The sequence below is a fragment of the Thalassospira sp. SN3W genome (assembly GCF_038070535.1).
Classification (GTDB): Bacteria; Pseudomonadota; Alphaproteobacteria; order Rhodospirillales; family Thalassospiraceae; genus Thalassospira; species Thalassospira xiamenensis.
Window position 1 is genome coordinate 2692792 of record NZ_CP121124.1, and the last position, 25444, is coordinate 2718235.

The 25444-nt window shown below is 55.8% G+C and carries 18 protein-coding genes and 2 tRNA genes; 11 read left to right on the forward strand and 9 right to left on the reverse strand.

All coding sequences use genetic code 11. From position 1 onward, the window contains the following. Window positions 1-243 precede the first annotated feature (243 nt). Window positions 244-1404 carry a GGDEF domain-containing protein gene (locus P8T57_RS12165; protein ID WP_341363248.1) on the forward strand — a complete coding sequence of 387 codons (1161 nt, stop codon included), beginning with the start codon at window positions 244-246 and terminating at the stop codon, window positions 1402-1404. Between the two features lie 151 nt (window positions 1405-1555). Further along, entirely contained in the window at window positions 1556-3412 is a 1857-nt protein-coding gene (locus P8T57_RS12170) for a calcium-binding protein (RefSeq protein ID WP_341363249.1), read from the forward strand. Window positions 3413-3421: 9 nt separating this feature from the next. Here the strand turns inward: P8T57_RS12170 and P8T57_RS12175 are convergent, their stop codons facing one another. Beyond that, complete coding sequence (locus P8T57_RS12175; RefSeq protein WP_341363250.1) at window positions 3422-3946, reverse strand: hypothetical protein; 525 nt, start codon at window positions 3944-3946, stop codon at window positions 3422-3424. Between the two features lie 253 nt (window positions 3947-4199). Here P8T57_RS12175 and P8T57_RS12180 point away from each other — a divergent pair, with 253 nt between their 5' ends. Beyond that, window positions 4200-4688, forward strand: coding sequence for a fasciclin domain-containing protein (locus tag P8T57_RS12180; protein ID WP_063093066.1), 489 nt, complete (start codon window positions 4200-4202; stop codon window positions 4686-4688). Window positions 4689-4765: 77 nt separating this feature from the next. Here the strand turns inward: P8T57_RS12180 and P8T57_RS12185 are convergent, their stop codons facing one another. Both P8T57_RS12185 and P8T57_RS12190 read right to left on the reverse strand, forming a co-directional pair. Beyond that, entirely contained in the window at window positions 4766-5503 is a 738-nt protein-coding gene (locus tag P8T57_RS12185) for a tellurite resistance TerB family protein (protein WP_341363251.1), read from the reverse strand. Between the two features lie 222 nt (window positions 5504-5725). After that, window positions 5726-5802, reverse strand: a tRNA-Arg gene (locus tag P8T57_RS12190). 335 nt (window positions 5803-6137) lie between these two features. Here P8T57_RS12190 and P8T57_RS12195 point away from each other — a divergent pair. Next, window positions 6138-7259, forward strand: a complete 1122-nt coding sequence (locus P8T57_RS12195; protein ID WP_007088922.1) for a hypothetical protein — start codon at window positions 6138-6140, stop codon at window positions 7257-7259. Window positions 7260-7372: 113 nt separating this feature from the next. Next, complete coding sequence (locus P8T57_RS12200; protein WP_341363252.1) at window positions 7373-7741, forward strand: DUF4169 family protein; 369 nt, start codon at window positions 7373-7375, stop codon at window positions 7739-7741. Window positions 7742-8288: 547 nt separating this feature from the next. On the opposite strand, the gene P8T57_RS12205 is transcribed toward P8T57_RS12200, so the two are convergent. The 3 genes from P8T57_RS12205 to lipB form a co-directional block, all read right to left on the reverse strand. Further along, window positions 8289-8828: a hypothetical protein gene (locus tag P8T57_RS12205; protein WP_114093679.1), complete on the reverse strand. Its 540-nt coding sequence runs from the start codon at window positions 8826-8828 to the stop codon at window positions 8289-8291. A 286-nt stretch (window positions 8829-9114) separates the two neighbouring features. Continuing rightward, complete coding sequence (locus P8T57_RS12210; RefSeq protein WP_114093678.1) at window positions 9115-10134, reverse strand: diguanylate cyclase; 1020 nt, start codon at window positions 10132-10134, stop codon at window positions 9115-9117. Further along, entirely contained in the window at window positions 10127-10792 is a 666-nt protein-coding gene (lipB, locus tag P8T57_RS12215) for a lipoyl(octanoyl) transferase LipB (protein WP_037988144.1), read from the reverse strand. The genes P8T57_RS12210 and lipB overlap by 8 nt, the downstream gene beginning before the upstream one ends. Before the next feature lie 118 nt (window positions 10793-10910). On the opposite strand from lipB, the gene P8T57_RS12220 reads away from it, so the two are divergent. The 3 genes from P8T57_RS12220 (at window position 10911) to mgtE (ending at window position 15145) form a co-directional block, all read left to right on the forward strand. After that, a tRNA-Leu gene (locus P8T57_RS12220) sits at window positions 10911-10997 on the forward strand. Between the two features lie 307 nt (window positions 10998-11304). Then, window positions 11305-13596, forward strand: coding sequence for an NADP-dependent malic enzyme (locus tag P8T57_RS12225; protein ID WP_007088917.1), 2292 nt, complete (start codon window positions 11305-11307; stop codon window positions 13594-13596). A gap of 142 nt (window positions 13597-13738) precedes the next feature. Beyond that, on the forward strand, window positions 13739-15145 hold the full coding sequence (gene mgtE / locus P8T57_RS12230) for a magnesium transporter (RefSeq protein ID WP_007088916.1): 1407 nt from the start codon (window positions 13739-13741) through the stop codon (window positions 15143-15145). Between the two features lie 82 nt (window positions 15146-15227). On the opposite strand, the gene P8T57_RS12235 is transcribed toward mgtE, so the two are convergent. After that, window positions 15228-17825: an EAL domain-containing protein gene (locus P8T57_RS12235; RefSeq protein ID WP_341363253.1), complete on the reverse strand. Its 2598-nt coding sequence runs from the start codon at window positions 17823-17825 to the stop codon at window positions 15228-15230. A 382-nt stretch (window positions 17826-18207) separates the two neighbouring features. Between P8T57_RS12235 and P8T57_RS12240 the strand changes: the two genes are divergently transcribed. Then, entirely contained in the window at window positions 18208-19602 is a 1395-nt protein-coding gene (locus P8T57_RS12240; RefSeq protein ID WP_341363254.1) for a methyltransferase, read from the forward strand. Window positions 19603-19774: 172 nt separating this feature from the next. After that, window positions 19775-20842 (forward strand): hypothetical protein, encoded by a 1068-nt coding sequence (locus P8T57_RS12245; RefSeq protein WP_341363255.1) that lies wholly within the window; start codon window positions 19775-19777, stop codon window positions 20840-20842. Window positions 20843-20876: 34 nt separating this feature from the next. Here the strand turns inward: P8T57_RS12245 and P8T57_RS12250 are convergent, their stop codons facing one another. Continuing rightward, window positions 20877-21389 carry an SH3 domain-containing protein gene (locus P8T57_RS12250; protein ID WP_037988139.1) on the reverse strand — a complete coding sequence of 171 codons (513 nt, stop codon included), beginning with the start codon at window positions 21387-21389 and terminating at the stop codon, window positions 20877-20879. A 214-nt stretch (window positions 21390-21603) separates the two neighbouring features. Here P8T57_RS12250 and P8T57_RS12255 point away from each other — a divergent pair, with 214 nt between their 5' ends. After that, window positions 21604-22590: a D-glycerate dehydrogenase gene (locus tag P8T57_RS12255; protein ID WP_007088911.1), complete on the forward strand. Its 987-nt coding sequence runs from the start codon at window positions 21604-21606 to the stop codon at window positions 22588-22590. A gap of 95 nt (window positions 22591-22685) precedes the next feature. Here the strand turns inward: P8T57_RS12255 and P8T57_RS12260 are convergent, their stop codons facing one another. Continuing rightward, window positions 22686-25361: a cation-transporting P-type ATPase gene (locus tag P8T57_RS12260; protein ID WP_341363256.1), complete on the reverse strand. Its 2676-nt coding sequence runs from the start codon at window positions 25359-25361 to the stop codon at window positions 22686-22688. Window positions 25362-25444: the final 83 nt, after the last annotated feature.

A 25444-nucleotide genomic window follows, 5' to 3' on the forward strand; every position in this document is an offset into this window, starting at 1 on the left:
TGATCCAATTTATGGTGCGCATGCTAACAGATGCAAGCCATTTTGCGCACACGACCATTGTCTGATGCCAACCGGAAGGCAACCCTGATGCGGGTCTGTCCGACTGGATTAGAAAAAACGCAGAAACAAGGCATAAAGCAATGGCCCGTTAAGGGCGCAGTGGTTAGATTACCCGGAATATTGCGGATCGGCTGTGCCCGTTTCCGTATCCTTGGGGGAATTTCAGGCAGAACCACACCGCCCATGCGTCGCGCTTATTCCATTCTTGTCTCTGCCGGGCTGGCACCCTTTCTGATTTTGGGGGCTTGCCTTGTGCTTGCGCTTTCGCCGGGGCTGGTGCCGGGTGAACTGGCAGGGCTTGTGCGATATGGCCCCTTTATTCTGGCCCTTCTGGGCGGTGCGATCGGCTGGTGGTTTAACCGCGGGCGGGCGGTTTTCGTCATGATCCTGTTTCTGGTTTGCTACTGGTTGCTGGTGGGAAATGGCGGCGGATTTTCAGCCGATGGTTTGGCATTCCTGCGCATTGCGACGCTTTATCTGATCCCGGTTAATCTGCTGGTTCTGGGATTTACCGCAGAACGCGGGGTTCTTAATCCACGCGGTATTGCGCGGATGCTGGTGCTGGGATTGCAGCTTTTTGTCATGCTGATGCTGGCCGGCAAGGCCGATGTCGGGGCGGCGCTTTATCAGGTGCTTAATTACCGGCTGATCGATACCGGAAGTTTTATGGCCGACATGCCGCAACCGGCCCTTATCCTGTCGATCCTGTCGGTCGGTATTCTGCTTGTGCTGCATCGGCCGCTTGAAACCAGCTTTGCCGCCGCGATCATTGCTATTGCGGTGGCAACTGTCATGGGCCCCGGTTTTATCAAGTTCGGTTATCTGGCGGCAACCGGTGTGGTTCTGGCCGGGTTGGCACAGGAAGCCTGGCGGATGGCATTTGTCGATGATCTGACCGGGTTGCCCGGGCGGCGTGCCTTGGGCCATGCCTTGGCCGAACTAGGCAGCCAGTATGCGATTGCCATGCTTGATGTCGATCATTTCAAGAAATTCAACGATACCTATGGCCATGATGTCGGTGACATCGTGCTGCGCAAGGTTTCACGCGAACTGGCGCGGGTTGGCGGCGGTGGGAAAGCTTTCCGCTATGGTGGCGAGGAATTCACCGTTGTCTTTGCCGGACGGAGTGCTGAAAAAGCCCACGAGCCGCTTGAAGCTCTTCGCAAGCGGATTGCCGCAACAAAAATTACCCCGCCCGACAAAAACAAGACGGTTTCCGTGACAATTTCGGTTGGTCTTTCGGAACGTGACGAGGATGTTGACGATCCGTGGGCGGTGCTGAAACAGGCAGACGAAAAACTTTATGCCGCCAAGCAGGCCGGGCGCAACCGGGTTGTGGTTTAAGGGCGTCGATGGCGCGGTGTCGTGCCATTACTGGCAGAAAACCCGCATTTCCGGTTGAAAATCGAACTATATTTTAGGTTTTATTTTCCTTTTTAGAATCACCCATAGGGCGTACCGTTGAGTCGTTTCATTCAACGACAGGAGGCCTTCCATGGCACGGATCATCGGTACAAACGAAGACGACGTGTTGAACCATACCTCTCGTGGTCGTGACATTATTTATGGGCTGGATGGTGATGACGAAATCCATTTCAGCCAGTCAGACACGGTGATCGGTGGAGCCGGGGCCGACAGCTTTTTCGTCAGTGGGCGATCTGACGATTACGTATTGTCCTATGCGACGTCGCGCGAACCGCTAACCTTCAAATTCTACAATAACGAAGATGCCCCGTCTGGCGAACAGGTGGCCGAGCTTGACGTCAGTGGTGGTGATGCGGATGGCGATCAGCTGATTGTTGGAGAGTATGGCGACCATATCTCCCAGAAGCTGGGCGTGATTGGTACTGACGGAGACGATTATTTTGAAGGAGAAATAAGTGTGGTCGAAGGTGGCGGCGGTGCCGATACCATCAACTTTGATTTCCGCGATATCTTTCCTTCTTCCTATTCCCGCTATGCGCCGACTGTTGCCTATGGCAGTTCGCCCGAAGCCATTTACTTCGATCAGGACAGCATGAAGGGTTATGGCGGGGATGCAGAGGGGGACAGAATTTCCTTTGCCGACGATAGCGAGCTTCGCGATCTGAACATACGCGGATCAAATCATGATGACCTGCTGATTGGTGGGGAGGAGCGCGGTGGCACCCTGTTTGGCGCGGGGGGCGATGATCTGATGATCGGTCGCGGTGGTGACAATACAATGGTTGGCGATACCGGCAATGACACCCTGATGGGAAATGATGGTGATGACCACCTGACAGGCGGCAGTGGGGCCGATTTCCTTGATGGCGGCAGCGGGCAGGACACGATCAGCTATCAGACGTCTGCCGAGGCTGTGCATATTGATCTTGGCGCGGGCATTGCCGAAGGTGGGGATGCCAACGGGGATGTCCTGATTGATGTCGAGGACATTTTCGGAACCAGCCATCGCGATCTTTTGATCGGTGACGATCAGGACAACAATATTGATGGCTATTTCGGGAATGACACCATCTATGGCAAGGGCGGTGATGACACGCTAACCGGGGCGACGGCCTATGGTGGTGACGGCAACGATACCCTTTCTGGCACGGAATATGGCCAGCCTGATCGCGACTACCTTTATGGTGATGCCGGTGATGACACCATTCTGGGTAATGAAGGTGGCGATTATCTATATGGCGGCGAGGGCAATGACACGGTTCTGGCTGGTGAAGTGTATTATGACGATGATCTCTTTCCGCCGGACGGCACCCATGCCGATGGCGGAGACGGAGATGACATTGTCAAAGGCCACAATGCGGACGACTTTCTTTATGGCGGCGCCGGGAATGACCTTATCGAAGGGGGTATGGGTGACGACGCAATGTATGGCAACGATGGTCAGGACATCATGCGCGGGGATCACGGCGATGATCAGTTGGTGGCGGGTGCTGGTCGCGACCTTCTGGAAGGTGGTCGCGGCGCGGACCGGATGTTCGGGCAAGACGGGCATGATGTCCTGCGCGGGGACTATGGCGAAGATGCGCTGTTTGGCGGGGATGGCAATGATCTTCTGACCGGCGGTGCATCGTCGGACAATTTCGTCTGGGTCCGGTTCGAAGGCGGGGCGGAACGCGATCGCATTACCGATTTCGAAGCAGGCGAAAATGGTGACAGGCTTTTGCTGGGCAAGACATTCCAGGAAAAAAGCGGCATCGATGATTTTGATGATTTCATCCATCACGCCGAACAGAACGACACAGGTGTTTATGTCGATTTCAGTGGTGGTCGACATTACAGCTATGGCGTTCAGATCGACGGGATCGAGATCGGCGATCTGGTTGAAGGCAACGTAACCTTTGATGTCGATGATTACGGAAGCTTGTAAACCGCGACGCTATTTCAGTTCTTCAAACCGGAACAGCATGCGCATTGACCCGGCGGTGTTGGCAAGCGTTGCCAGACAGGCAGCCGCACGGTCGGCCGGGATGGCAACCGCAAAGCGCGTTGTATAGATGCGCGCGTCTTTTTCATCGGTTGCCGATGCCGCCAGTTGCACGATATTGGCGTTGAATTCGATGAAAATTTCCGACAGTCGGGCGATCAGGCCGGGTTGATCAATGCCGGAACATTCAATCATATGCGTGGCCCCCGGTGCGCGGGTCAGAAGCGGGGCGGACTGAATTTCCTCGACGGTGATTTCGGCCTGTTCCATCGGCAGTTCACAAAGGGCTGCCTCGCATTCGGTGATCGGGCAGGTGTCGGGCAATTCGCAGGTGGTGACAAAATTCGCGCGCCCCTGATCGAGCACAAAGCTGGTCGGCCCCAGATTGGCACCGATATCAAACAGACGACCGGATATATCCGATACCAGACCGACACGATCAGTGCAGGAAATGGTGATGCGCGTGTTGGCATTCATGCGTGGGGCTCCTTGAGGCGATCATAAGATGGCATCAAGCATAGCATTCCTTGCCGTTTCCGGGCACCGGCTTTTTCCCGTTTTCAAGACGCACAATCGATGCTGTACGCAGGATGGCCCTGTGTGGATGTCGGGCGGTCATCACAATTAAATGATGGATCAGAATGGATCCGCTGGGTGCGAAGGGTGCGTACGGATTTCGACAGCACAAATGTCGGGAACATCCGACGACATATGGACAGGAGTTCGAAACATGACTGCTTTGAAGAAAACCGTGATCGCAACCGTTACCGCCGCGGCACTCGCATTGGCAACCCTTCCGGCAAAGGCCGCCGACATCGTGGATACAGCTGTATCTGCCGGGTCCTTTAAGACGCTTGTTGCTGCGGTTCAGGCAGCCGGGCTTGTCGAAACCCTTAAGGGTGAAGGACCCTTTACCGTTTTCGCGCCGACCGATGATGCGTTTGCCAAGCTGCCAGCAGGAACTGTCGACGACCTTCTGAAACCGGAAAACAAGGAAAAGCTGGTGGCCATCCTGACCTATCATGTGGTGCCGGGCAAGGTTATGTCGACGGACATCGCGGGCAAGGAAATGGAAGTTGCCAGCGTTCAGGGCGACACCATTGATGTAAATGCGACCAGTGGTGTCATGGTTGACGGTGCAACGGTAACCCAGGCCGATATCGAGGCCGATAACGGCGTTATCCACGTTATCGATACCGTCATCATGCCGGGTATGTAATCGGCCAGCATATATTTGCGCAAAGTCAGGCCCGGGCGGGATCGTCCGGGCCTTTGTGTGTTATGTCGGCTGGTTTGTTATCTGGTGGCGAATTCGCGCCGTGCGCCTTCGGCCTGTGTGTCAAGATGGGCCCGCAATTCGCCAGGCAGGCCAAGGCAACCGGCAAGCCGGTCAAGATATTGCTGTTCGACCTGTTCATCGGGATCAATCGACAGGCTGGATGCCAGATAGATTTCGGCACCCTGTTCGCTGGTCCGTGCGAGACGGGCAATCGCCAGCGGATCGGCATCGGCGGAAAATGCATCAAACACAAACGCCTTTTCCGATGCGCCCAGTTCAAACTGTTCGATCTGGGCGGCAATGCGTTTGTGTTCTGCCTGATCGATATGTCCGTCGGATTTGGCGGCGGCAATCATGGCGCGCACCAATGCAAGGCGGAAATCAACATCATCCTCGCCGCGTTCCTGCTCCGGGGCAAAGCCGCTATCGGCTGGAATACTGGCAAGATCGGTGTCGCGTGCATGGTTTTGTGGTTTCTGCCGGTTGCTGTAATCGCGCCATGCTTTGTAGGCAAGGCCCGCGACCAGTGCCGTGCCGCCGTACGCCAGCACTTTGCCGCCCATCTTGCGGCCCTTTTTTGAACCAAGAACCGCAGATATCAGCCCGCCGCTTAGCGCGCCACCAACGAGACCGCCGCCCAAGCCGCCGCCCAAGCCGCCGCCCAATCCACCGGATGTAACCTGCCTGATTTGGTTGCCTATTTGCCCGGAACTTTTCGAGCCGAGCACATCGCCGAGAATCTTGCCGATATCCATTCCTGTCTCCTTGCGGACCTTGGTGCTGTTTCCTTCAGATATGTCTGAGGAGGCAGACGGGGCAAGGATGACGGGGGCAAGTTACGTCAAACGAGGGGGGAATCGGGTCTGGGATGTAATCCGCTTCACATTTCTGCGTTCCGAAAGACCGGACAGCGAAAGCGCGATAAATTTTGATCCGGAAATGGCAAAGGCCCGACGCGATAACGTCGGGCCTTTGAATGGCGCGCCCGGAAGGATTCGAACCTCCGGCCTTCTGATTCGTAGTCAGATGCTCTATCCAGCTGAGCTACGGGCGCTTTGCCTTGGTTTCCGCCGGTTTGCGTTGAGTGCTCCCCGTCGGCGGAGCGGAACTTATGCAAACGAGCGGGGCATTGCAAGCGGTAAATTTCAAAAAACCGTATTTTTTCCGAATGCAGGTTTTTTACCGCTGCTAGGGCCTTGTTCTGCCCCGGTTTGTTGCTTTTGACAACGATATGACAAACTATGGCTAAAAAAGGGGCAAATGCGTCTTGTTCCACACGTGGTCGTGGACTAAGATGCATTCAATCCCGGGGGAGCAGGGGCTTGTTTCAATTCATAAAAAAGCAGGCCCAGGGAGATTCGCTTATTCCTACTTAGGTAATAGATCGAAATGGCCGTTCGTAAAACCTACCTCGCCGTAATCGGCGCCGCCCTTTTGCTGGGGGGATGTTCTTTTTCTTCAGAGGCCCTTTGGCCGACTTTGGCTGGCGAAGAGAATGCCGGCTCTGAAAATTCAGCAGCAATGGCTGATACAAGCGGGGCAGATGCTACGACATCAAGCGATGTTGCGCGCAGTTCCCAACCGCTTACAGGCATTTCGCAGACCGGAACCTTTGTCGGTTCCAGGGTCGAAAACATGCAGTCCGAGCTTAACCGCCTGAAGGCTGCGCTGAATGACCACAACAACGAATTGCAGCAGCTTCGTGCGCAGACAGTTCGCAATTCGCAGGCCTATCACGGGACTGTGGCAGCGATCAGCGCACGTTTGCAGGTTGGTACCACGCCGGGCAACCCGGTTCTGGTGCAGCAGTGGAATACTGCGCAGCAGGAACTTGATCGTGTGAATGACGACATTGCGGCGATGAATTCGCTGGCCAACAAAGTGGCCGCTGATTCGACCCTGTCGACCTTCCTGCTGGAATCAGTCCGGTCTGCCTATCAGGTTTCCGGTGCTGTTGACGAAGATCACCGTCAGCTCGCACTGCTTGAAGACGAAACCAATCGCACCACGGTTCTGATTGATCGTCTTCTGAATGAAATCAGCGAAGGCCTTGCCCGTCAGACGTCTTATGTCAGCAACGAGCGTGCAAACCTCAATGCGCTGGCACTGGCCGTCAAGAATGGCGAGATTTTCGGTGATGCGCTTTCCAAGCGTGTCTTCCAGTCACAGGCTGCACCGGCATCTGCCGGTGCCAGCATGGCATCGACCAGCGAACGTCCGCTGGTGGTTATCCGTTTCGACAGCGCAAGCGTGAAATACGAGCAGGCGCTTTATAACGCGGTCAACCGCGTTCTGGAGCGTCGCCCGCAGGCCAGCTTTGATGTTGTTGCGGTAACGCCGAATCGTGGTACCCCGGCGCAGGTTGCGCTGAACAGCAACAAATCAAAACGCAATGCGCAGTCGGTTCTGCGTTCCCTGACAGATATGGGAATGCCCAGCACGCGTGTACGTGTTTCTGATGCGACCAGTGCCTCGGTTTCGGCCAACGAGGTACATGTCTTCGTCCGCTAAGGCGGTTTGAGGCAGCAGGTTTTATCAACGGTTTGCCAAGCTTCCAGGCGGGTGCCCTGATCATTCAGGGTGCCCGTTTGTCATTTCAGGCCGCGATGAAAGGGGACGTCCGCATGGGCGATCTTGTCAATCTGCGTCAGGCGCGCAAGCAGAAGAAGCGCACAGCCAAGGAAAAACAGGCCGATGCCAATCGTGCCCTGCATGGCCGCACACGCGGCGAGCGCACGAAAAAAGACGCCGAGGACCGCAAGGCCGACAGGCAGCATGATGGCCATTATCGCGGTGGTTCCGAACCGTCTGAAAATACCGGATCTGATAAAACCGGCGATGAAACCGAATCCGCAGTTGCCGGGGGCGGGAAAAATCCCGATGACGTCGATATGGCATCTTCGGACACCGACACCAAAACCGACGCTGGTAGCGACAACGTGATTTCGTTTTTCCGCGCCGCCAATCCGAATTCCAGACCCGACAACGATTAAACCGGTTCTTGCGCCAGAGCCGCCGCCTGATGGCTTTGCTATCTGGCGTCGCGATACATCTTTGGGAAATTGGGTGACGCATACTGGTTGCCCTGCTGTTGGCTGGGCCTGTACGCATTCGTACCCGGGAACAGTCGGCGGGCAATATGTGGCCATCGGACGGGCATCCGGGCCAACCGGATCAATTCCGGTGTGGTCAATTCCGGCACCGCCCTAAAGCGTTTTGTGTTTAATCTGCTCCATTATGTTTGTTTTTGGCGTGCCGTTTGGCAAGGCACAGCGTGCAGAGCGATGCGGCGCATCGGTCAAACGGTGTAACGCCGCGAAACGCCGCCAAAAACAAACCCTGCGGGCCGGGATAACCTTCCGCCCCACAGCGTCAAGCCCCTGGAACGTAGCCCCGCTACGTCCTGCGGCTCTTTCCTCGTTGGACAGAAGGTTATCTCCGGCAAAATGGTGCAGATTAAACACAAAACGCTTTAGTTCCCCCAAATGGTGCCGGTCGCAGCTTTTCATGCCGGGCCGCATTCATGGCCGGAATGATTGCCTATCTTACAAGCGTTTCGGCTTCGCGTTTGCTTTGATCAAGCGCTTCGTCCCAGCCCATCAGCCAGTCTTCATGATCGCGGCTGTCGGATGGATAGGGATTCTCGGTTAACCGATGGGACCCCAGTCCCGCCGAGAAACCCGATCCATAAGCGGGATTGGGAAGGTGCCGTTCATGCACAACCGGGGCATTGGTATCGTAAATCTGATTGCGAAAGGCCGGTAGCGAACACAATACACCATCATCAATGCCCATCGGATAGGCCATCATCATGGCCCTGCCAAGGGATGTGATGGACAGGCTGTTATCCGTTGCCGTCTCCACCAGACCGGCAATTTTCAGATGCGAAATTGCGTTATTGATGCGTCGTCGCAAGGCGGGTGAGTCTTCGACAATGATCTGATTGCCGTCATCATCCGTGCAAAACAGGGATAAAATGCGTTCAAGCAGGATGTTTTGGTCAAGGTTGCCGTCGGCACCGCGGAGTACCGTCAGCATCAAGGCGGGATCGCCAGGCACGAAATCCGTCGCAGTGGACATCAGGGGCCTCCGTTCTGTCCGAACCGAATTCCCTCCCATAGGCAGCGTTTTCTCTCTCGTTTTCGGGGCCGTCGCCGGACCCTGCTGCCTTTTATTATTATAGTTTGCAGATATGTTTCCATCTTGTGAAGACAAGATTGCGCTTTGGTAGAATTTTTTGATTTTTAAATAGATTTTGACGCAAATCGCGCGCTACCCCGCAAGAAATGCGGTGGATTCAACGCGATATCCCATGTCCGGATCGCGTCGCTAAAAACGATCACATTTTCGATATCGGCTGCGGTACTCAGGCGTCGGATTTCGATCCGTCGGTTTTGCCGGTATTCTTGGGGCCATCGGGATTGCGCCAGACCCGGACCTTGTTCCGGCCGCCTTCCTTGGCGGCATAGAGCGCCTGATCGGCCTTTTCGATGATCTGTTCGATCGTGCGGGTTTTGGTCATCGGGGCCGCCCCGATAGAGGCCGTGACCGGCAAAATCGTACCATCATTAAGCGTCACCGGGGATGCTTCGATAACCCGGCGCAGGCGTTCAAGAACGCGTGCGGATTGCTTCATGTCGGCATTTGGCAGGCAAATCAGGAATTCTTCACCGCCATAACGATAGACCTTGTCGAACGGGCGGACATGCGATTGCAGGATACCGGCAACCGATTGCAGCACCAGATCGCCGGCCTGATGGCCATGTGTGTCATTCACCGCTTTGAAGTGATCCAGATCGACCAGGGCAATCGCGGTTGGTGTATCGGTGCGCACAGAACGTTCGCGTTCATTGCCAAGGTCGCCCAGCATGGTTTGCCGGTTATAGGTGCCCGTCAGCGGGTCGACATCGGAACGCGCGGTCCGGAAGGCCCGTTCAAGCCGACGAAGCTGGGCAAAAAACGATTCGGCGCGCAGTGACAGCATTTCGAATTCGGCTTCGTCGACGCTGCCATCAATTTCGTGGCCGTCCAGAAGCCGTCTGGCGGACGCATGAAGCTGTTCATGGGTTGTGGCAAGCGCATGCATCGCAGGCTGGTCTATGAGCCTGTTATGGCGATTAAGCGCATACCATGCCCCGAAGTCGCAATCGTGGTCTTCGCTATGGTCGTGGGCTGTTGTGGGGGGCTGTTTGCCCGCGGGCAGGGTCAGGCGGCGGCACCATCCCAGCAGAAGCGAGATATGTTCGCTAAGCGCCTTGTCGAGTTCTGCCAGAATATCACGTTCCGCATCAGCCATGCCGACTTCGGCGATGCTTTCGCCCATCTTCCGGGAACTGCCCGGTTTGGCTTTGCTGTTTCTGGCACCCCTGTTCTGGCTGTCACTCATCTGCGAATCCGGGGAATACATCGACAAAGGTCTGTTTTAACAGCCTATCGAGTTCCGCCATAGAAATATCGACGCCCAGATCGGCAAGGCTTGTAACCCCGTGATCGGAAATGCCGCATGGGACAATGCCGCCGAAATGCGATAAATCGGGATTAACATTGATCGCGATGCCATGGAACGTGACCCAGCGTCGCACCCGCACACCGATGGCGGCGATCTTGTCTTCGCGTCCCCCATCGCGCACAACCCAGATACCGACCCGACCATCCCGGCGTTCGCCGGTAACCCCCAGCAATGCCAGGGTGCGAATCACCCATTCTTCAAGGTTATGGACATAGGCCCGAACGTCCCGACCGCGCTTTTTTAAGTCCAGCATCAGGTAAACGGTGCGCTGTCCGGGGCCGTGATAGGTATATTGCCCGCCGCGTCCCGCGTCATAGACGGGGAAGCGATCCGGATCGACAAGATCTTCGACATGCGCGCTGGTTCCGGCCGTATATAGCGGCGGATGTTCCAGAAACCATACCAGTTCCGTGGCTTTGCCGTCATGGATGGCTTCGGCGCGCGCTTCCATTTCGGCCAGCGCTTCGGGGTAGGAAACCAACCCGGAGGCGGTGCGCCAGTCGGGAATTTGCGCGGTAGGGGCGATGGTTTGCATTTTTCCTGTCAAATAAGTGAAATGAGCCCTTGATCAGGGGTAACCTTTTTGCTATCTCCCTTTCCGCACCAAGGCAAGCCCACAAAATTACCTCAACGGGCTTGCAGACAAGACATATGCGGTCGTGGCGGAATTGGTAGACGCGCAGCGTTGAGGTCGCTGTGGGCTAACCCCCGTGGAAGTTCGAGTCTTCTCGACCGCACCATTATCTGGATCCCTCCTTCGGGAAGGGTCATGAAAAGAACCCGCCAGCGATGGCGGGTTTTTTCGTTTCGGATGATCCCCATATGAAACGGGACCGCTATTTGGTCGGTAACGAGGAAAGTTGCAGTGTGGCGTTGAAAATTATGCAATGCTGACCCTTGTCGTGTTTGGGCGGTTCTTTGAACTGAATGCTTCAAACCGGCTTGAAAGTACTTTACGCTGTGCGCCCCACTTAAAGACAAAATAATCAGGATTTAACCAGTTTACGGTTAATTTGGCTCAAATACCTGAAATTAAAAGGTATTCTTATGGCAAACAGAAATGACAAGCTGCGCGAAGCAGCTTTGGACTATCACCGGTATCCCACCCCGGGGAAGCTGTCCGTTACGGCAACCACAACGCTTGCAAACCAGCGTGACCTTGCGCTGGCCTATTCGCCCGGTGTCGCGTTCGCCTGCGAGGAAATCGTCAAAGACCCTGAAACCGCAGCCGAATATACCGCGCGCGGCAATCTGGTCGGTGTGATTTCCAACGGCACGGCGGTTCTGGGCCTTGGCCCGATTGGCCCGCTGGCATCCAAGCCGGTGATGGAAGGCAAGGCGGTTCTGTTCAAGAAATTCGCCAATATTGATGTCTTCGATCTTGAAGTGAACGAAACCGATCCACAGAAATTCATCGATATTGTTGCAGCCCTTGAGCCGACATTTGGCGGTGTTAACCTGGAAGACATTAAGGCACCGGAATGCTTCATTATCGAGAAGGCATTGCGCGAACGTTGCAACATTCCGATTTTCCACGATGACCAGCATGGTACGGCGATTTGCGTTGCCGCAGCCGTGCGCAACGGCCTTCGGGTTGTTGGCAAGGATATCAGCAAGGTACGCCTTGTGGCATCTGGTGCCGGGGCGGCGGCACTTGCGTGCCTTAACCTTCTGGTTTCCATGGGGCTGCCGCGCGAAAACATCACCGTAACCGACCGGTTCGGTGTGGTTTACAAGGGGCGCAAGGAAGAGATGGATCCGTGGAAAGCGGAATATGCCATCGACACCAATGCACGGACCCTGAGCGATGTGATCGAGGGGGCCGATGTGTTCCTTGGTCTTTCGGCGCCGAACATCATGGGCGAGGAAGAACTGCGCAAGATGGGCGAACGCCCGATCATCATGGCGCTGGCTAACCCGACCCCGGAAGTTTCACCCGAACTGGTCAAGGAAATCCGCCCGGATGCGGTTATGGCGACCGGACGGACGGATTATCCGAACCAGGTTAACAACGTTCTTTGTTTCCCGTTCCTGTTCCGTGGTGCGCTTGACGTTGCCGCGACCGAGATCAACGAGGAAATGAAAATCGCCGCGGTCGAGGCCATTGCCGATCTGGCAACTGCCGAGGTTTCCGACATTGTGGCGGCTGCCTATGGCGGGCAGGAGCTGCGTTTTGGGCCGGAATATCTTATTCCCAAACCGTTTGACCCGCGCCTGATGCTAGAAATCCCGCCGCGCGTGGCAAAGGCCGCAATGGATAGTGGCGTTGCCAAACGTCCGATCACGGATTTCGATGCGTATCGTCAGCAGCTTGAAGGCTTTGTCTTCCGGTCCGGTCTGGTGATGAAGCCGGTGTTTGATATGGCGCGTTCGCAGAAAAAACGCGTTGTCTATCCCGAAGGCGAATCGCGCCGTGTTCTGCAGGCCTGTCAGGTTCTGGTTGATGATGGTGTGTGTCATCCGGTTCTGATCGGTCGTCGTGATGTGATCCTTGAACGCATTGCAGAACTTGGTTTGCGCCTGATCCCCGACGAACAGGTTGAAATCCATGATCCGGAAGACAATCCGCATTTCGAACAGGATTGGCAGGATTTCCACAACATCATGGGCCGCCGTGGTATCAACCCGGAATATGCGCGTTCCATCGTGCGGACCCGTCCGACCGTGATTGCCGCCCTGATGCTGCGCCGTGGCGAAGTCGATGCGATGCTGTGCGGGTGCCAGGGCGGTTTCCTGCGTCATCTGCGCTATGTGCGGAACCTTGTCGGCGTGCAGAAGGGGGTTACCGACTTCTCGACCGTCAATATGATGATCATGAAGCAGGGGACATTCTTCCTGACCGATACCTATGTGTCGGTTGATCCGACGCCGGAACATGTTGCGGAAACCGCGATCATGGCGGCTGATGTGGTCAAGCGTTTCGGGATTACGCCGAAGGCCGCGCTGATTTCGCATTCGAACTTTGGCAGCCATGAAAACAAGTCGGCCTGCAAGATGCGCGATGCGTTGCAGCTGATCCGTACCCTGGCACCCGACCTTGAGGTTGAGGGTGAAATGCATGCCGATGCCGCGATTTCCGAAGAAATCCGGTCACGCATTTTCCCGAATTCGATGCTGAAAGGTTCGGCAAACCTTCTGGTGATGCCGACGCTTGATGCGGCGAACATTTCCTACAACATGGTCAAGATGCTGGGCGATGGTTTGCCGGTTGGCCCGATTCTGGTCGGTGCGGCCAAACCGGCCCACGTGGTCAGCCCGTCGATCACGGTGCGTGGGATTGTCAATATGAGTGCGATTGCGGTGGTTGATGCCATCAATCGCAGTCAGGAACACAGTTAACCGCACATTGCTATCGCGCGGCCCTTGACCGGGCCTGACCGATAGCGCAGAAACAGCCGTGCCGGACAACTGGTCCGGCACGGCATTTTTAATTGAAGTGCAGGAACGAACTTAGCGCGCAACACAATCAGGGGAGGGGCAGATGACGGATCAGGTCGAAGAACTGGAACGTCCGGCGGAAAATACGTCGTCTGGTGACGAGTATGTCGATCTTACTCCTGAATATGCGCGCGAGATTCTTGATGCACTGGGCGACGATGATGTATCGCGCGCCGAAGAACTGATTTCCGAACTTCACTTTGCCGACATTGCCGACCTTCTGGGCTGGGCCAGCAGCAGCCAGCGCGTCAAGCTGGTCGATCTGATCCGTCCGGATTTCGATCCGGAACTTCTGACCGAACTTGATGACGAGCTGCGCGAAGAGGTCATTTCGCTGCTGGGTACCGAGGCGGTGGCCGAAGCGATTTCCGAACTCGATTCGGATGACGTGGTCGAGGTTGTCGAATATCTGGAAGAAGAAGACCAGAAAGAACTTCTGGGTGCCCTTTCCGATATCGAACGCGCCCGCGTTGAAGAAGCGCTGTCCTATCCGGAATATACCGCTGGTCGTATCATGCAGCGCGAGCTGGTGGCGATTCCGGATTACTGGTCGGTCGGGCAGACCATCGATTTCCTGCGGTCGGCGAAAAACCTTCCCGATGATTTTTATGACATCATCGTGGTTGATCCGCGATACAGCCCGGTGGGGATCGTTCCGCTCTCACGTGCCATCCGTACCAACCGTCCGGTGCTTATCCGCGATGTGATGGATTCTGAGAACATGCGCACGGTTGTCGTGACCGAGGAACAGGAAAACGTCGCCCACCTGTTCCGTCAGCGCGACCTTATTTCGGCACCGGTTGTCGACGATAGCGGCCGACTGGTCGGTGTGATCACGGTCGATGACGTGGTTGACGTCATCGATGAAGAATATGAAGAAGACATGATGCGCCTTGCCGGTGTTGGCGAGGAAGACGACCTTTCAAGTGCGATTTTTGATACCACCCGATCGCGATTTACCTGGTTGCTGGTCAATCTTTTTACCGCCATTGCGGCATCGATGGTCATTGGCGTGTTTGAAGCAACCATCCAGCAGCTTGTTGCGCTGGCGGTTCTGATGCCGATTGTGGCCTCGATGGGGGGCAATGCCGGGACCCAGACCCTGACCGTTGCCGTGCGTGCGATTGCCACACGTGAACTGACCAGCACCAACGCCTGGCGTGTTATCCGAAAGGAAGTCGCCGTGTGCGGTTTGAACGGGATTGCCTTTGCCGTTCTGACCGGGGCTGTGACGTGGTTCTGGTTTGATGATGTCATGCTTGGTGGTGTGATCGGGGCAGCAATGATCATCAATCTGCTGTTTGCCGGATTGTTTGGCGCGCTGATCCCGCTTGGTCTGGAACGGGCCGGGATCGACCCGGCGGTGTCTTCATCGGTATTTCTGACGACGATTACCGATGTGGTTGGCTTCTTTGCCTTCCTTGGGTTGGCCGCGACCTTCCTGCTGTAACAGCGCCAAATGCAAAAAACGGCAAGGCCGGGCATTTTACCCGGCCTTGCTGTTTGTGGTTCATCCTGAAAGTCCGCGAAATTCAGCTTCGCGGCGGTGACTTTTCTGCCGGGTTCTGATGGCTGAGCAGTGCGGTCGTTTCAATCGCATCGACCGGCGGCGACAGCAGGAAGCCCTGCAATTCGTCGCAATCGGCGGATTGCAGGACGGCAAGCTGATCCTCGGTTTCGACGCCGACAGCAACCACTTTGCGGTTAAGGCTTTTGCACAACCGGATGGCCGGTTGCAGGATGCTGTTTTCGGGCTGTTCATCAAGCGCGATGTTAAACAATGCCTTGGACAATTTGATCCGCTGCACCGGGAAGCGTTTCAGATAGCGAAGCGATGTGTTGGCCGCAGCAAAATGATCGAGTGTCAGACCAATCCCGGCCTCGGCAAAGCGATAGAACTGGCCAAGTGCGCGTTCGGGATCACGCATGGCAATTTCTTCGGAGACTTCGATCTCGATCATCGCCGGGTCGATTTCATATGCCTTGGTAAGCTCGACAATGCTTTTAAGCAGATCGGCCTGAATAAACTGGCGGCTTGAGACGTTCAGGGCCACCGGAACCGGGATGTAACCCTCGTCCCGCCATTGCGCAATTTGTTTGCAGGCGGTTTCGATGATCCAGCGTCCCAGCGGGGTCAGCAGGCCGGTGCGATCGGCAACGGCAATGAAATCAGGCGGCAGGCGTCTTTTTCCGCTTTCATCGATCCAGCGCAGCAGGGCCTCAAAGCCGGTAAGGGTCCGGTCAGATGTGCGATAGCGCGGCTGGAATTCCAGAACAAAGCGCTTTTCATCGACCGCCCGACGCAATTGCGTTTCCATCGACAGGCGGGCATGCATCACGCTGTTCATTGTCTCGACAAAGAAGCAATAGGACGACTCTGCTGATTTTTGTGCGCGATACATCGCGGCATCGGCATTGGCCAGCAATTGCGAAGGTGCCCTGGCATCGTTGGGGTAAAGGGCAACGCCCACACTTACATGCAGGCGGATTTCATCATTGCCACCGGCCTGGATCGGCTGGGACATGGACTCGACAATTCGTTCTGCGACAAGGGCCGCCCCTTCGGCCTCGGACAGGTCGGTTGCAATGACGGCAAACATATCGCCCGAAAAACGCGCACAACTGTCTTTTTCCCGAACCGTCGCGCGCAAGCGACCGGAAACCGTGCGCAATGTTTCATCGCCGATATCCGATCCGAACCGGTCATTGATGGCACGGAAATTATCGATATCCACCACCAGAACCGCCAGAAGCTTTTCATAACGTTTGGCATGGGCAACGGCCTGATTAAGCCGGTCATCAAACAGTGCGCGGTTTGGCAGGCCGGTCATCGGATCATGCGTTGCCAGATAGCGCAGGCGATTGACCGATGCATTGGCAGCCGGATTGTGGTGCAGGGTGATATCAACGCAGTCATCGTGATTGACAGATGGCCGCATCGACAGGTCGCAGACCACATGAACACCCTCAGCACTGCGGACAACCCATTCGCGACGAAGTTCTTCGTCCCCGCGGCTCAGCGCAAGCAGCATCTTTTCCTGTGCCCGGCGTGATGCCGTGCCGTCGGACTGGAATTCCGGTGCCAGATTGTAAAACCGGATAAAGCCGTAATCTTCTTCGCGCAGGTCAAAGAAATCAGCCGTTTCCGGCGTCATGGATTTCAGGTGACCATCCAGCCGCGTGATGGCAAGCGACAGATCGCTGATATCGTCAGGCGCACGCATGTGATGGATGATGCGTCCAGATGATCGCGGTTGGCGGTTGGCAAGCACGAAGACAATCATCGTCATGATGATCGTGATCGCCGCCCCGATAAACAGCACCGTTTCCGGGCTGAACATCGCCTGGTTGGCAAGGGTCGGGTCGGCGGTAACATCAATGTGCCATTGGCGACCGGCAATATCGACCGCCGTGGTCTGTTTCAGCTCCGGATCGTCGCCTTCGCCCTGAAGGTCAAACAGGACGGTGTCGCCTTCGCGGACACGGACCGAATACCCCATGATCCCGTCGTCATCGATAACCGATGTCAGCATTGTGCGGATACGAATAACACCGTTGATCACGCCGATGATCTGCCCATCGGGGCTCAGTACCGGGGCATAGACGGCAAATCCGCGCCCGCCCTGCAGCAGTTCAAGGGTGGGTGTGATCTGTGTGCGGCGCTGATCGAGCGCAATATCAAGCACCGGCCCGGCAAGCGGATGGCGTTTCAGGTCCGCACCCATCGCCGGGACATTCCCCTTGATCGGGGCGACATACATGATGATGTAGTTCGGTGTGACCCAGTTGACGGCCTGAAGGGCGGGGAAACGGGCCTGCAACGGGGTGGCGAGGCTCAGATAATCGCGTTCTTCCGCAGGTGGGCCGTCCTGCCAGTTATCGGCAAAGGTTTCGAGCACATGCAGATTGTTATCGACGATCTGTTTGACCTGCTGTGCAATGCCAGAAGACATGATCCGGGCCGCAGACAGCAACATGGTATCGCGATTCTGAAGCGCGTTGCTCCAGAGCAGAAAAGTCGCGAGGGCAAGCAGCACGCCGGTCATGAAGCTGGCAAGAAGGGCCTGCTTGCGGATGCCGGTTTTGCGCTCGGTTGCTGATTCTTCGGTTGGCCGGTTATCGTCTTGCATGTCTTCCCCAAGTCTCACGATCATTGATTAATCGTGATTTTATTCTGCGCCTCAGCCTGATGAGACAGATTGCATTGCCGGGATGGTGTTCGTGCAATTGTCGAAAATAGCGTGCCAGCGCTTTGTGGCCCCGAAATTTAATCCACTACGCTGTTTATGTGGGCATTCTTACACGATTTTAAGGGTTTGAGCGTGTGCAAAAGTGAATAAAGGCTAAATTCAACTGACCCGATGATCACTTGTGATGCTGGGAAAGGCGGATTTGGGGCTGTCAGGCAGCCATGCATTGTGCGGGTCTGTTCGTGATTGCATATCTGGTGTATGTCGATGCCGATGCGCCATCCCGCAAGGTGCAGCAGAAGCCGGATCAAAGAGAGAGTTCATGAAACATCATCACCGCAATCCCCGTGCCCGCGGTGGGCGTCGTAAATCCGCGCCGCGCCGCGATCCGTTGATCGGGTTCGAGGCGACAACGACAATCCGCGAAATCGGCGCGCGGGGCGACGGCATTGCAAGCATCACGGGGCCGGATGGTTCCAGCATCATTGCCTATGTCGATTGTGTCCTGCCCGGTGATGACGTGCGTGTGGCCCTGCGGCAAAAACGCGGCGATGGATATGGTGCGGAACTGGTCGAACTGATTGCGCGCAGTGCGCCTGCCAGTGCCCCGCGGTGCAGCCATTATGAAAGCTGCGGCGGATGTGCGCTTCAGCATCTTGATGATGACAGCTATCGCAACTGGAAACGCCAGAAGGCATTAACCGCGGTCCAGCGTGCCGGACTTGATCCCGACGAGGCCGAGGAACTGGTGGGAGATGTCGAAATTTCACCACCGGCAAGCCGTCGCCGGGCCGGTTTTGCGGTTCATGTGGGGGCAACCGGTGTGCATGTCGGTTTCCATGGCCGGTTCAGCCATACGGTCATCGACATTACCGACTGTGCCGTTCTGCATCCGGACCTGATGGCGTTCCGTGATGCCTTTGCGGCCTTTCTTGGCAAATGTGATCCGGATGCCGCAAAGACCGTCAAGGAAGTGTTTGTGACCCGTGCGGATAACGGCCTTGATGTGGTGATACATGCAGGTGTCGAACCCGGGCTTGATATGCGGCAGGATCTGGCCGAATTTGCCGAAAATATTGATCTGGCAAGGCTAAGCTGGAAGGTCGGTGACGCCAATGATGAACCGGTGGCAGCGCGCCGTACCCCAACCGTTGCCTTCGAAGGTATCGATGTGCCCGTGCCGCCGGGGGGCTTCCTGCAGGCGACCCGGAATGGCGAGGCATCCCTGACCAATGCGATCAAGGTGGCGTTGCAACGTATCCCGGCCCGCCATGTGGCGGACCTGTTTTGCGGGATTGGCAGCTTTACCTTTGCGCTTGCATTGGGGGGGGATCGCCGCAATGTCGTCGCGGTGGAAAGCGATCCGCGTGCCGTGCGCAGCCTGCAATATGCCGTCGGACAATCGTCGAGTCCGATCAAGGTTGTCGAACGCGATCTATTTCGCCGTCCCCTTGATAAGGCCGACTTGTCCGGACTTGATCTTGTCCTGTTTGATCCCCCGCGTGCCGGTGCATTGGCGCAGTGTGAAAACCTTGCGATTGACGGGCCTGAATGGGTGATCGCGGTGTCGTGCAATCCGGCGACATTTTCCCGCGATATCAGGGTGTTGCGCAATGGTGGATATGAACTGACGCGGGTTGTTCCGGTCGATCAGTTCCTGTGGTCATCGCATCTTGAGATGTTCGCAATCCTGAATCGAAACAAAACATCGGCCTGATTGAACGCGCCAGTTGTTTGTTTTGGCTTAATATTTCGTTCCAAATACACTATACTTATGTCTGGTTTTTCCGCCGGACTTCCAGGATGGGCTGCCCGGCTTCGGATCAATGTGATTCGGACCGGCTCGTGGCATGTAGCTGCATAACCGGCTTGTTTGTGCGGAAACGACATTGCAGGCAGTTGGTAGTCCTTATCCGGTCTATACTGACACTGCGCGCGCCATCGCGCCGCAGAACCGGCTGCTTGCGTCCGTCGAGAGCATCCAAAGCCGCAATTCCCCGAACACCAGCCTTAGTAACGATGCCCTTCGCAATAGCAGTGCTGCATCCCGGAGCCTGCGGGGCTCGCTTGGTCGTGCGGATGATTTTCTTAAAGTTGCCGCCGATGATCTTTCGCGGATCGGCTCTGCTTTGGACGAAGTCGATACACTGGTCAGCAGCGTTGAAAACAATCCATCACTGTCACGCGTCGAACGTGGGTTCATCACAGCGCAAATTCAGGATTATCTTGATCAGATCGACGAAATCGCCACCAGCAGCAATTATGATGGCAAAAACCTGCTGGACAGTGATCAGACAATTGAATTGCAGATCGGATCGGGGACGTCATCAGGCAACCGTCTGAATGTTGAACTGTATGCATCCGGGACCGAAGGACTGGCAACCGGGCTATCCGCCATCGACATTTCCGATGATGCCGCGGTTTCCAACGCGCGTGACCGTGTGGATGCCGCGCAGGAAGCGCTTTCAAACCGGGAAATATCCCTACAGGCAGACCGCGAAAGCATTGCCGGGGCGGCTGATCGCAGCCGGGTTTCCGAGGTTGCAGGTAACAACATCCTTCAGGCGCAACTTGCTGCAACCGAACCCGGCGACGCCGATCAGGTGCGGCGCGGAATCATAGAAGCTTTTCAGGGCTATCTTGGCGAAATATCGGCACGTTTGCAGGATCAGACCGTGACGATTGGTGGCATCAGTCTGCCAGAACCGCAACCAAGACCTGAGCCGGTTACCGAGCGTGATGATCCGTTTGCCTATGATCCGAACGCGGATCCATTCGGGCGTGATGATGGGCAATACTTCGCGCCGACAACAGGAAGAAATACCAACGATCCAGTCCCGTCCAGCACGTTTGGCGGCTATGACAGCAACGGTGGTGGGACGGGTATTGGCGGCACCTTGTCAGGTGGTGGCGGGGCTGATCAATCCAGCGCGCCCCGCGTATCGATAGAAGCCTGAATGATATAGGCCCTGGTCGGACAAGACATAAAGCCTATTCGATATATTCCCCGTCATAAATGCCCCAGTAGCCCTGACGCGGGGCCCATCCTTCGAAATCGCCAAACTGCAACTGACACCAGTCAACCGAACGCGGGCAGGTTTCGATTTTGCCAATCACCGAATTGGAAACAAGGGCGATCTTGCGGGCATTTTCATCGGCGGCGGAATAAAGCGTGATGGTATCGGCGGTAACAATCACATGACGTGATCCCAGCAAAAGACTTTGATGCACCCATCCTTCGCTGCCTTCCCAGTCGCGAACCTTGCGCCAGGTATCAAATTCCGAAATGACTTCCATCGGCATGTTGCGGCGCTGATAGATCCAGACCTTTGGGTAACGCAGGCCGGGCCCGGATCGCAGGTGAACCTTGTCTGACCGCAATGCAACAAAGCGCGGGATCGGCAGGCCTGATTCCTGCGCGCTGGCGACAATCGGTGCGCCAAGGCTGCCAAGGATCGCCATGGCGATAAAAGTATGAAGGAATTTACGGATGATCCGCGGCATTGTGACGGTTTTCCCTGCTCTTTCTTCTGCTGCCGGAATAGAACTTCGGAACCGGCGAACCTTGCTCTTTAAGAAATAAAATTACAAAAATGACGTCAAAATTCTTGCTTTAATACCCTGTGACGTGGCATCACTGCATTGCGGCAAGAGCGCATTTGGCGCAAGAAACCCATCTTGTCAGCAAAAGAGTTAAAAGACCGCATAGGAACGGCAGATGACCAAGAAAAAACCCCTCGTCATCGTGACCCGCAAACTGCCGGAAGCGATTGAAACCCGCATGATGGAACTGTTTGATGCACGTCTGAACATCGACGATGTCCCGATGTCCAAGGCCGAATTGATCGAGGCGGTCAAACAGGCCGATGTTCTTGTCCCGACGGTGACAGACAGAATCGATTCCGCCGTTCTTGCCCATGCGGGGCCGAATTTGCGCCTGATTGCCAATTTCGGGACGGGTGTTGACCATGTCGATCTGCAAACCGCGCGGTCACGAGGCATCACCGTCACCAACACCCCCGATGTCCTGACCGAAGACACCGCCGACATGACAATGGCGCTGATCCTTGCAGTATCGCGCCGTGTTGCCGAAGGCGAACGCATGATTCGCAGCGGCGAATGGACGGGCTGGGCACCGACATCGATGCTGGGGCATCGCATCTGGGGCAAGCGGCTTGGCATTGTCGGCATGGGGCGCATTGGCCGGGCCTTGGCCCGCCGGGCAAAAGGTTTTGGTCTTTCGGTGCATTATCATAACCGCCGCCGTGTTCATCCCGATACCGAGGCGGAACTCGATGCGACCTGGTGGGAAAGCCTGGATCAGATGTTGGCCCATGTTGATGTTGTGTCAGTCAACTGCCCGCATACACCGGCAACCTATCATCTGCTGTCGGCCCGTCGCCTTAAACTGATGCAGCCGCACGCCATTCTGGTCAATACGGCCCGTGGCGAGATTGTCGATGAACCGGCATTGACCCGGATGCTGGCCGATCGTGAAATTGCCGGGGCCGGGCTTGATGTGTTCGAACATGAACCGGCCGTGAACCCGAAACTGCTTGAATTGCAGAACGCCGTTCTGTTGCCGCATATGGGGTCGGCGACCATTGAGGGACGTGTCGATATGGGCGAAAAGGTGCTGATCAATATCAAGACCTTTGTCGATGGTCACACGCCGCCGGATCGGGTGATTGAAGGGCTTCTGTAAGGACCTGATATATATATCCTTTGGCGATACCTGTGGGGGAATTGATGTGCCGGGTACTGTTATCCGGCACATTGCGTTTCGTAGGGTGATTGGCCTTAAGACGACACAGGTTGCTTTGCCGGTTTGGTGAATATTTTCGCGGCCTGCCCGATAACCAGCGGTACCAGACTTCCCCCGATCACCAGAAGCCATCCCGTTCCGCTGGGCGGGTCAATCATGAGCAGCCGGGACAATGCGGGAACATAAAGCGTCAACCCGATCAGGAGCACGCAAATTCCCAAGGCAATCCAGATGAAAGGGTTGCGGGTAACATCGTTGAAAATCCAGCCGGAAGATCGGGCACGCATGTTGAAAACATGCAGCAACTGTGCGGTTGCAAGGGTCAGGAACGATACTGACAAAGCTTCCTGATCCCCAAGGTTGAAAACATGCAGTGCCATGGCAAAAGCACCAAGTACTCCGACCGTAATCAATGCGCCGTAAAAAAGAATGCCGCCCCAATCCTGTTTGGTCAGAACCGGTGTTTTGGGATCGCGCGGGGGCTGGTTCATCACATGCCGGTCTCCTTCGCCAATACCAAGTGCGAAAGCCGGAAACACGTCCGTTACAAGGTTAAGATACAAAATCTGCAACGGCAGAAGCGGTAAGGGAAGACCGCTTGGCACGGCAAGGCCGATCACGAGTATCTCGCTGAGATTGCATGACATCAGATACAGCACAAAGGTGCGTATATTGGCAAAAATAACCCGTCCCTGATGCATCGCGGTTACGATTGACGGGAAGGCATCGTCACGCAGAACCATGTCTGCGGCTTCGCGGGCGACGTCTGTGCCTCTTTTGCCCATGGCGATGCCGATATCAGCCTTTTTAAGCGCGGGGGCATCGTTAACGCCATCACCGGTCATGGCAACAATGGCACCTGCCTGCTGGTGAAGGGAAACCAGATTTAATTTTGCTTCGGGGCTGACCCTTGCAAAAACGGGGGTGGCAAGAATGCGGTCACGTTCTGTTTTCTGTGTCAGGTCGATTGCCTGAAGCATCCTGCCTTCAAGCCCGGATGCCGTTGCATTGCAAAGTCCGACTTGCGTCGCAATATTCCCGGCGGTGCCGATATGATCGCCCGTTACCATGATGACCCGCACCCCCGCCGCATGACAGGCCTGTATTGCGGCTGGCACATCTTCTCGCGGGGGATCAAGAAGGGCGATCAGGCCAATCAGGATCAGATCCTGATAGGGGGGCGTATCGACCGCAGGGGCATTTTTCATCGCAAGGGCAAGAACGCGCAAGCCCTTCTGCGTCATGTCATTGCTTAAATCCGACCAGCGCCGCCGGGCTTTTTCGTCCATTTCACGCAGGCCATTATTTTCAAGGAAGCCGGTGCTGTTTTTAATGACGGCTTCGGGTGCGCCCTTGATCGCAACAAACAGGGTATCGGGGTTGTTTTGATCGCGATGAAAGGTTGCCATCATGCGGGTCTGCGCGCTGAAAGCTTCCTTGGCGATTTCGGGGTATCTGGCTTGTTGTTCTGTCTGATCAATGCCCGCATTCCGGGCGACTTCAAGCAGGGCCAGTTCCATCGGGTCGCCAATATGCTTTTCCGTGCTGCCAGATGGCAGCAGAATTGCGTCGTTGCACAAAACGGCAATCCGTATGGCCAGTTCTTCGGGGCTGTTTGCTGCCAGCAATGCGCCAGGAGATGACGTAAAATCAACCTCGTTTCCCGAGGTCCGGAGGGCTACGACCGTCATCCGGTTTTCGGTCAGCGTTCCGGTTTTATCGGTCATGATAACCGTGGTCGCACCCAGCGTTTCAACGGCTGACAGGTTCTTGATCAATGCATTGCGTTTCGCCATCCGCCACATCCCGCGGGCAAGGGCAACCGTTGCAACAATCGGCAATCCTTCTGGGACGGCGGCAATCGCAAGGGCGATACCGGTCTTGAGCATCATCACCATGTCTTTGCCGACATAAATGCCGACAATGGCGATGCATATGGTCAGTCCCAAAGTGGCCCAGATAAGATGACCAGCCAGCGTATCAAGACGTTTTTCAAGTGGTGATGTTTCGGCTTCTGCCATTTCGGTCATCGCCGCGATATGACCAAGTTCGGTTGTCATTCCGGTGGCAACACAGACGCCCGATCCATCCCCGCGGCTGATGGCCGTGCCCTTGAACACCATATTCGTGCGATCACCAAGTGGCAGGTTTTCATCGGTTCTGGCATCATCGGGCAGGTTGATGGTTTTGTCCGTCGGAACGGACTCCCCTGTCAAAGCAGATTCATCTGCCTGCAGGTTGCTGCATTCTATCAAACGGATATCAGCCGGAATAATGTCGCCCGCTTCAAAGATAACAATATCGCCCGGTACGATGTCGCGGGCCTCCAGCACGTGGATTTGCCCATCCCGCCTTACTTTGGCGTGAACACTTGAAAGCTTTCGCAATGCCTCCATCGAACGGATGGCCCTGAATTCGGATGTAAAGCCGATGGCTGCATTGATGATCAGCACCACGACGATGGCAATGCCCTCGGTCAGGTCGCCGAAATAAAATGAAAGGGCCGCGGCACCGGCCAGCATATAGACAATCAGCCCCGCAAACTGCCGGATCAGGATGTTCCAGAAAGAGACGTGCTTCTGGTCCTTAAGGCTGTTCCTGCCGTATTTCTTCCGGCGTTCTGTGGCGTCCGTTTCCGAAAGGCCGACCTCGGGGGAAACATTCAGATGTGCAAGGATTTCCGGTAATGGCTGAATATGATGATCGGACATGCAGAAACCTTTGCAATCAGCAACGAGCAGACGGGCAGGCACCAGCCAACTAGGTCACTAAATCAGTGACCGGTCAAGCAACC

Bases quoted from the DNA above. Each gene is read 5' to 3' on its own strand.
- P8T57_RS12260 (WP_341363256.1), bottom strand. From the start codon at position 25,361: ATGTCCGATCATCATATTCAGCCATTACCGGAAATCCTTGCACATCTG.
- P8T57_RS12165 (WP_341363248.1), top strand. From the start codon at position 244: ATGCGTCGCGCTTATTCCATTCTTGTCTCTGCCGGGCTGGCACCCTTT.
- P8T57_RS12240 (WP_341363254.1), top strand. From the start codon at position 18,208: ATGAAACATCATCACCGCAATCCCCGTGCCCGCGGTGGGCGTCGTAAA.
- P8T57_RS12200 (WP_341363252.1), top strand. From the start codon at position 7,373: ATGGGCGATCTTGTCAATCTGCGTCAGGCGCGCAAGCAGAAGAAGCGC.
- P8T57_RS12235 (WP_341363253.1), bottom strand. From the start codon at position 17,825: ATGCAAGACGATAACCGGCCAACCGAAGAATCAGCAACCGAGCGCAAA.
- lipB (WP_037988144.1), bottom strand. From the start codon at position 10,792: ATGCAAACCATCGCCCCTACCGCGCAAATTCCCGACTGGCGCACCGCC.
- P8T57_RS12250 (WP_037988139.1), bottom strand. From the start codon at position 21,389: ATGCCGCGGATCATCCGTAAATTCCTTCATACTTTTATCGCCATGGCG.
- P8T57_RS12225 (WP_007088917.1), top strand. From the start codon at position 11,305: ATGGCAAACAGAAATGACAAGCTGCGCGAAGCAGCTTTGGACTATCAC.
- P8T57_RS12205 (WP_114093679.1), bottom strand. From the start codon at position 8,828: ATGTCCACTGCGACGGATTTCGTGCCTGGCGATCCCGCCTTGATGCTG.
- P8T57_RS12180 (WP_063093066.1), top strand. From the start codon at position 4,200: ATGACTGCTTTGAAGAAAACCGTGATCGCAACCGTTACCGCCGCGGCA.
- P8T57_RS12170 (WP_341363249.1), top strand. From the start codon at position 1,556: ATGGCACGGATCATCGGTACAAACGAAGACGACGTGTTGAACCATACC.
- mgtE (WP_007088916.1), top strand. From the start codon at position 13,739: ATGACGGATCAGGTCGAAGAACTGGAACGTCCGGCGGAAAATACGTCG.
- P8T57_RS12255 (WP_007088911.1), top strand. From the start codon at position 21,604: ATGACCAAGAAAAAACCCCTCGTCATCGTGACCCGCAAACTGCCGGAA.
- P8T57_RS12210 (WP_114093678.1), bottom strand. From the start codon at position 10,134: ATGAGTGACAGCCAGAACAGGGGTGCCAGAAACAGCAAAGCCAAACCG.
- P8T57_RS12195 (WP_007088922.1), top strand. From the start codon at position 6,138: ATGGCCGTTCGTAAAACCTACCTCGCCGTAATCGGCGCCGCCCTTTTG.
- P8T57_RS12175 (WP_341363250.1), bottom strand. From the start codon at position 3,946: ATGAATGCCAACACGCGCATCACCATTTCCTGCACTGATCGTGTCGGT.
- P8T57_RS12185 (WP_341363251.1), bottom strand. From the start codon at position 5,503: ATGGATATCGGCAAGATTCTCGGCGATGTGCTCGGCTCGAAAAGTTCC.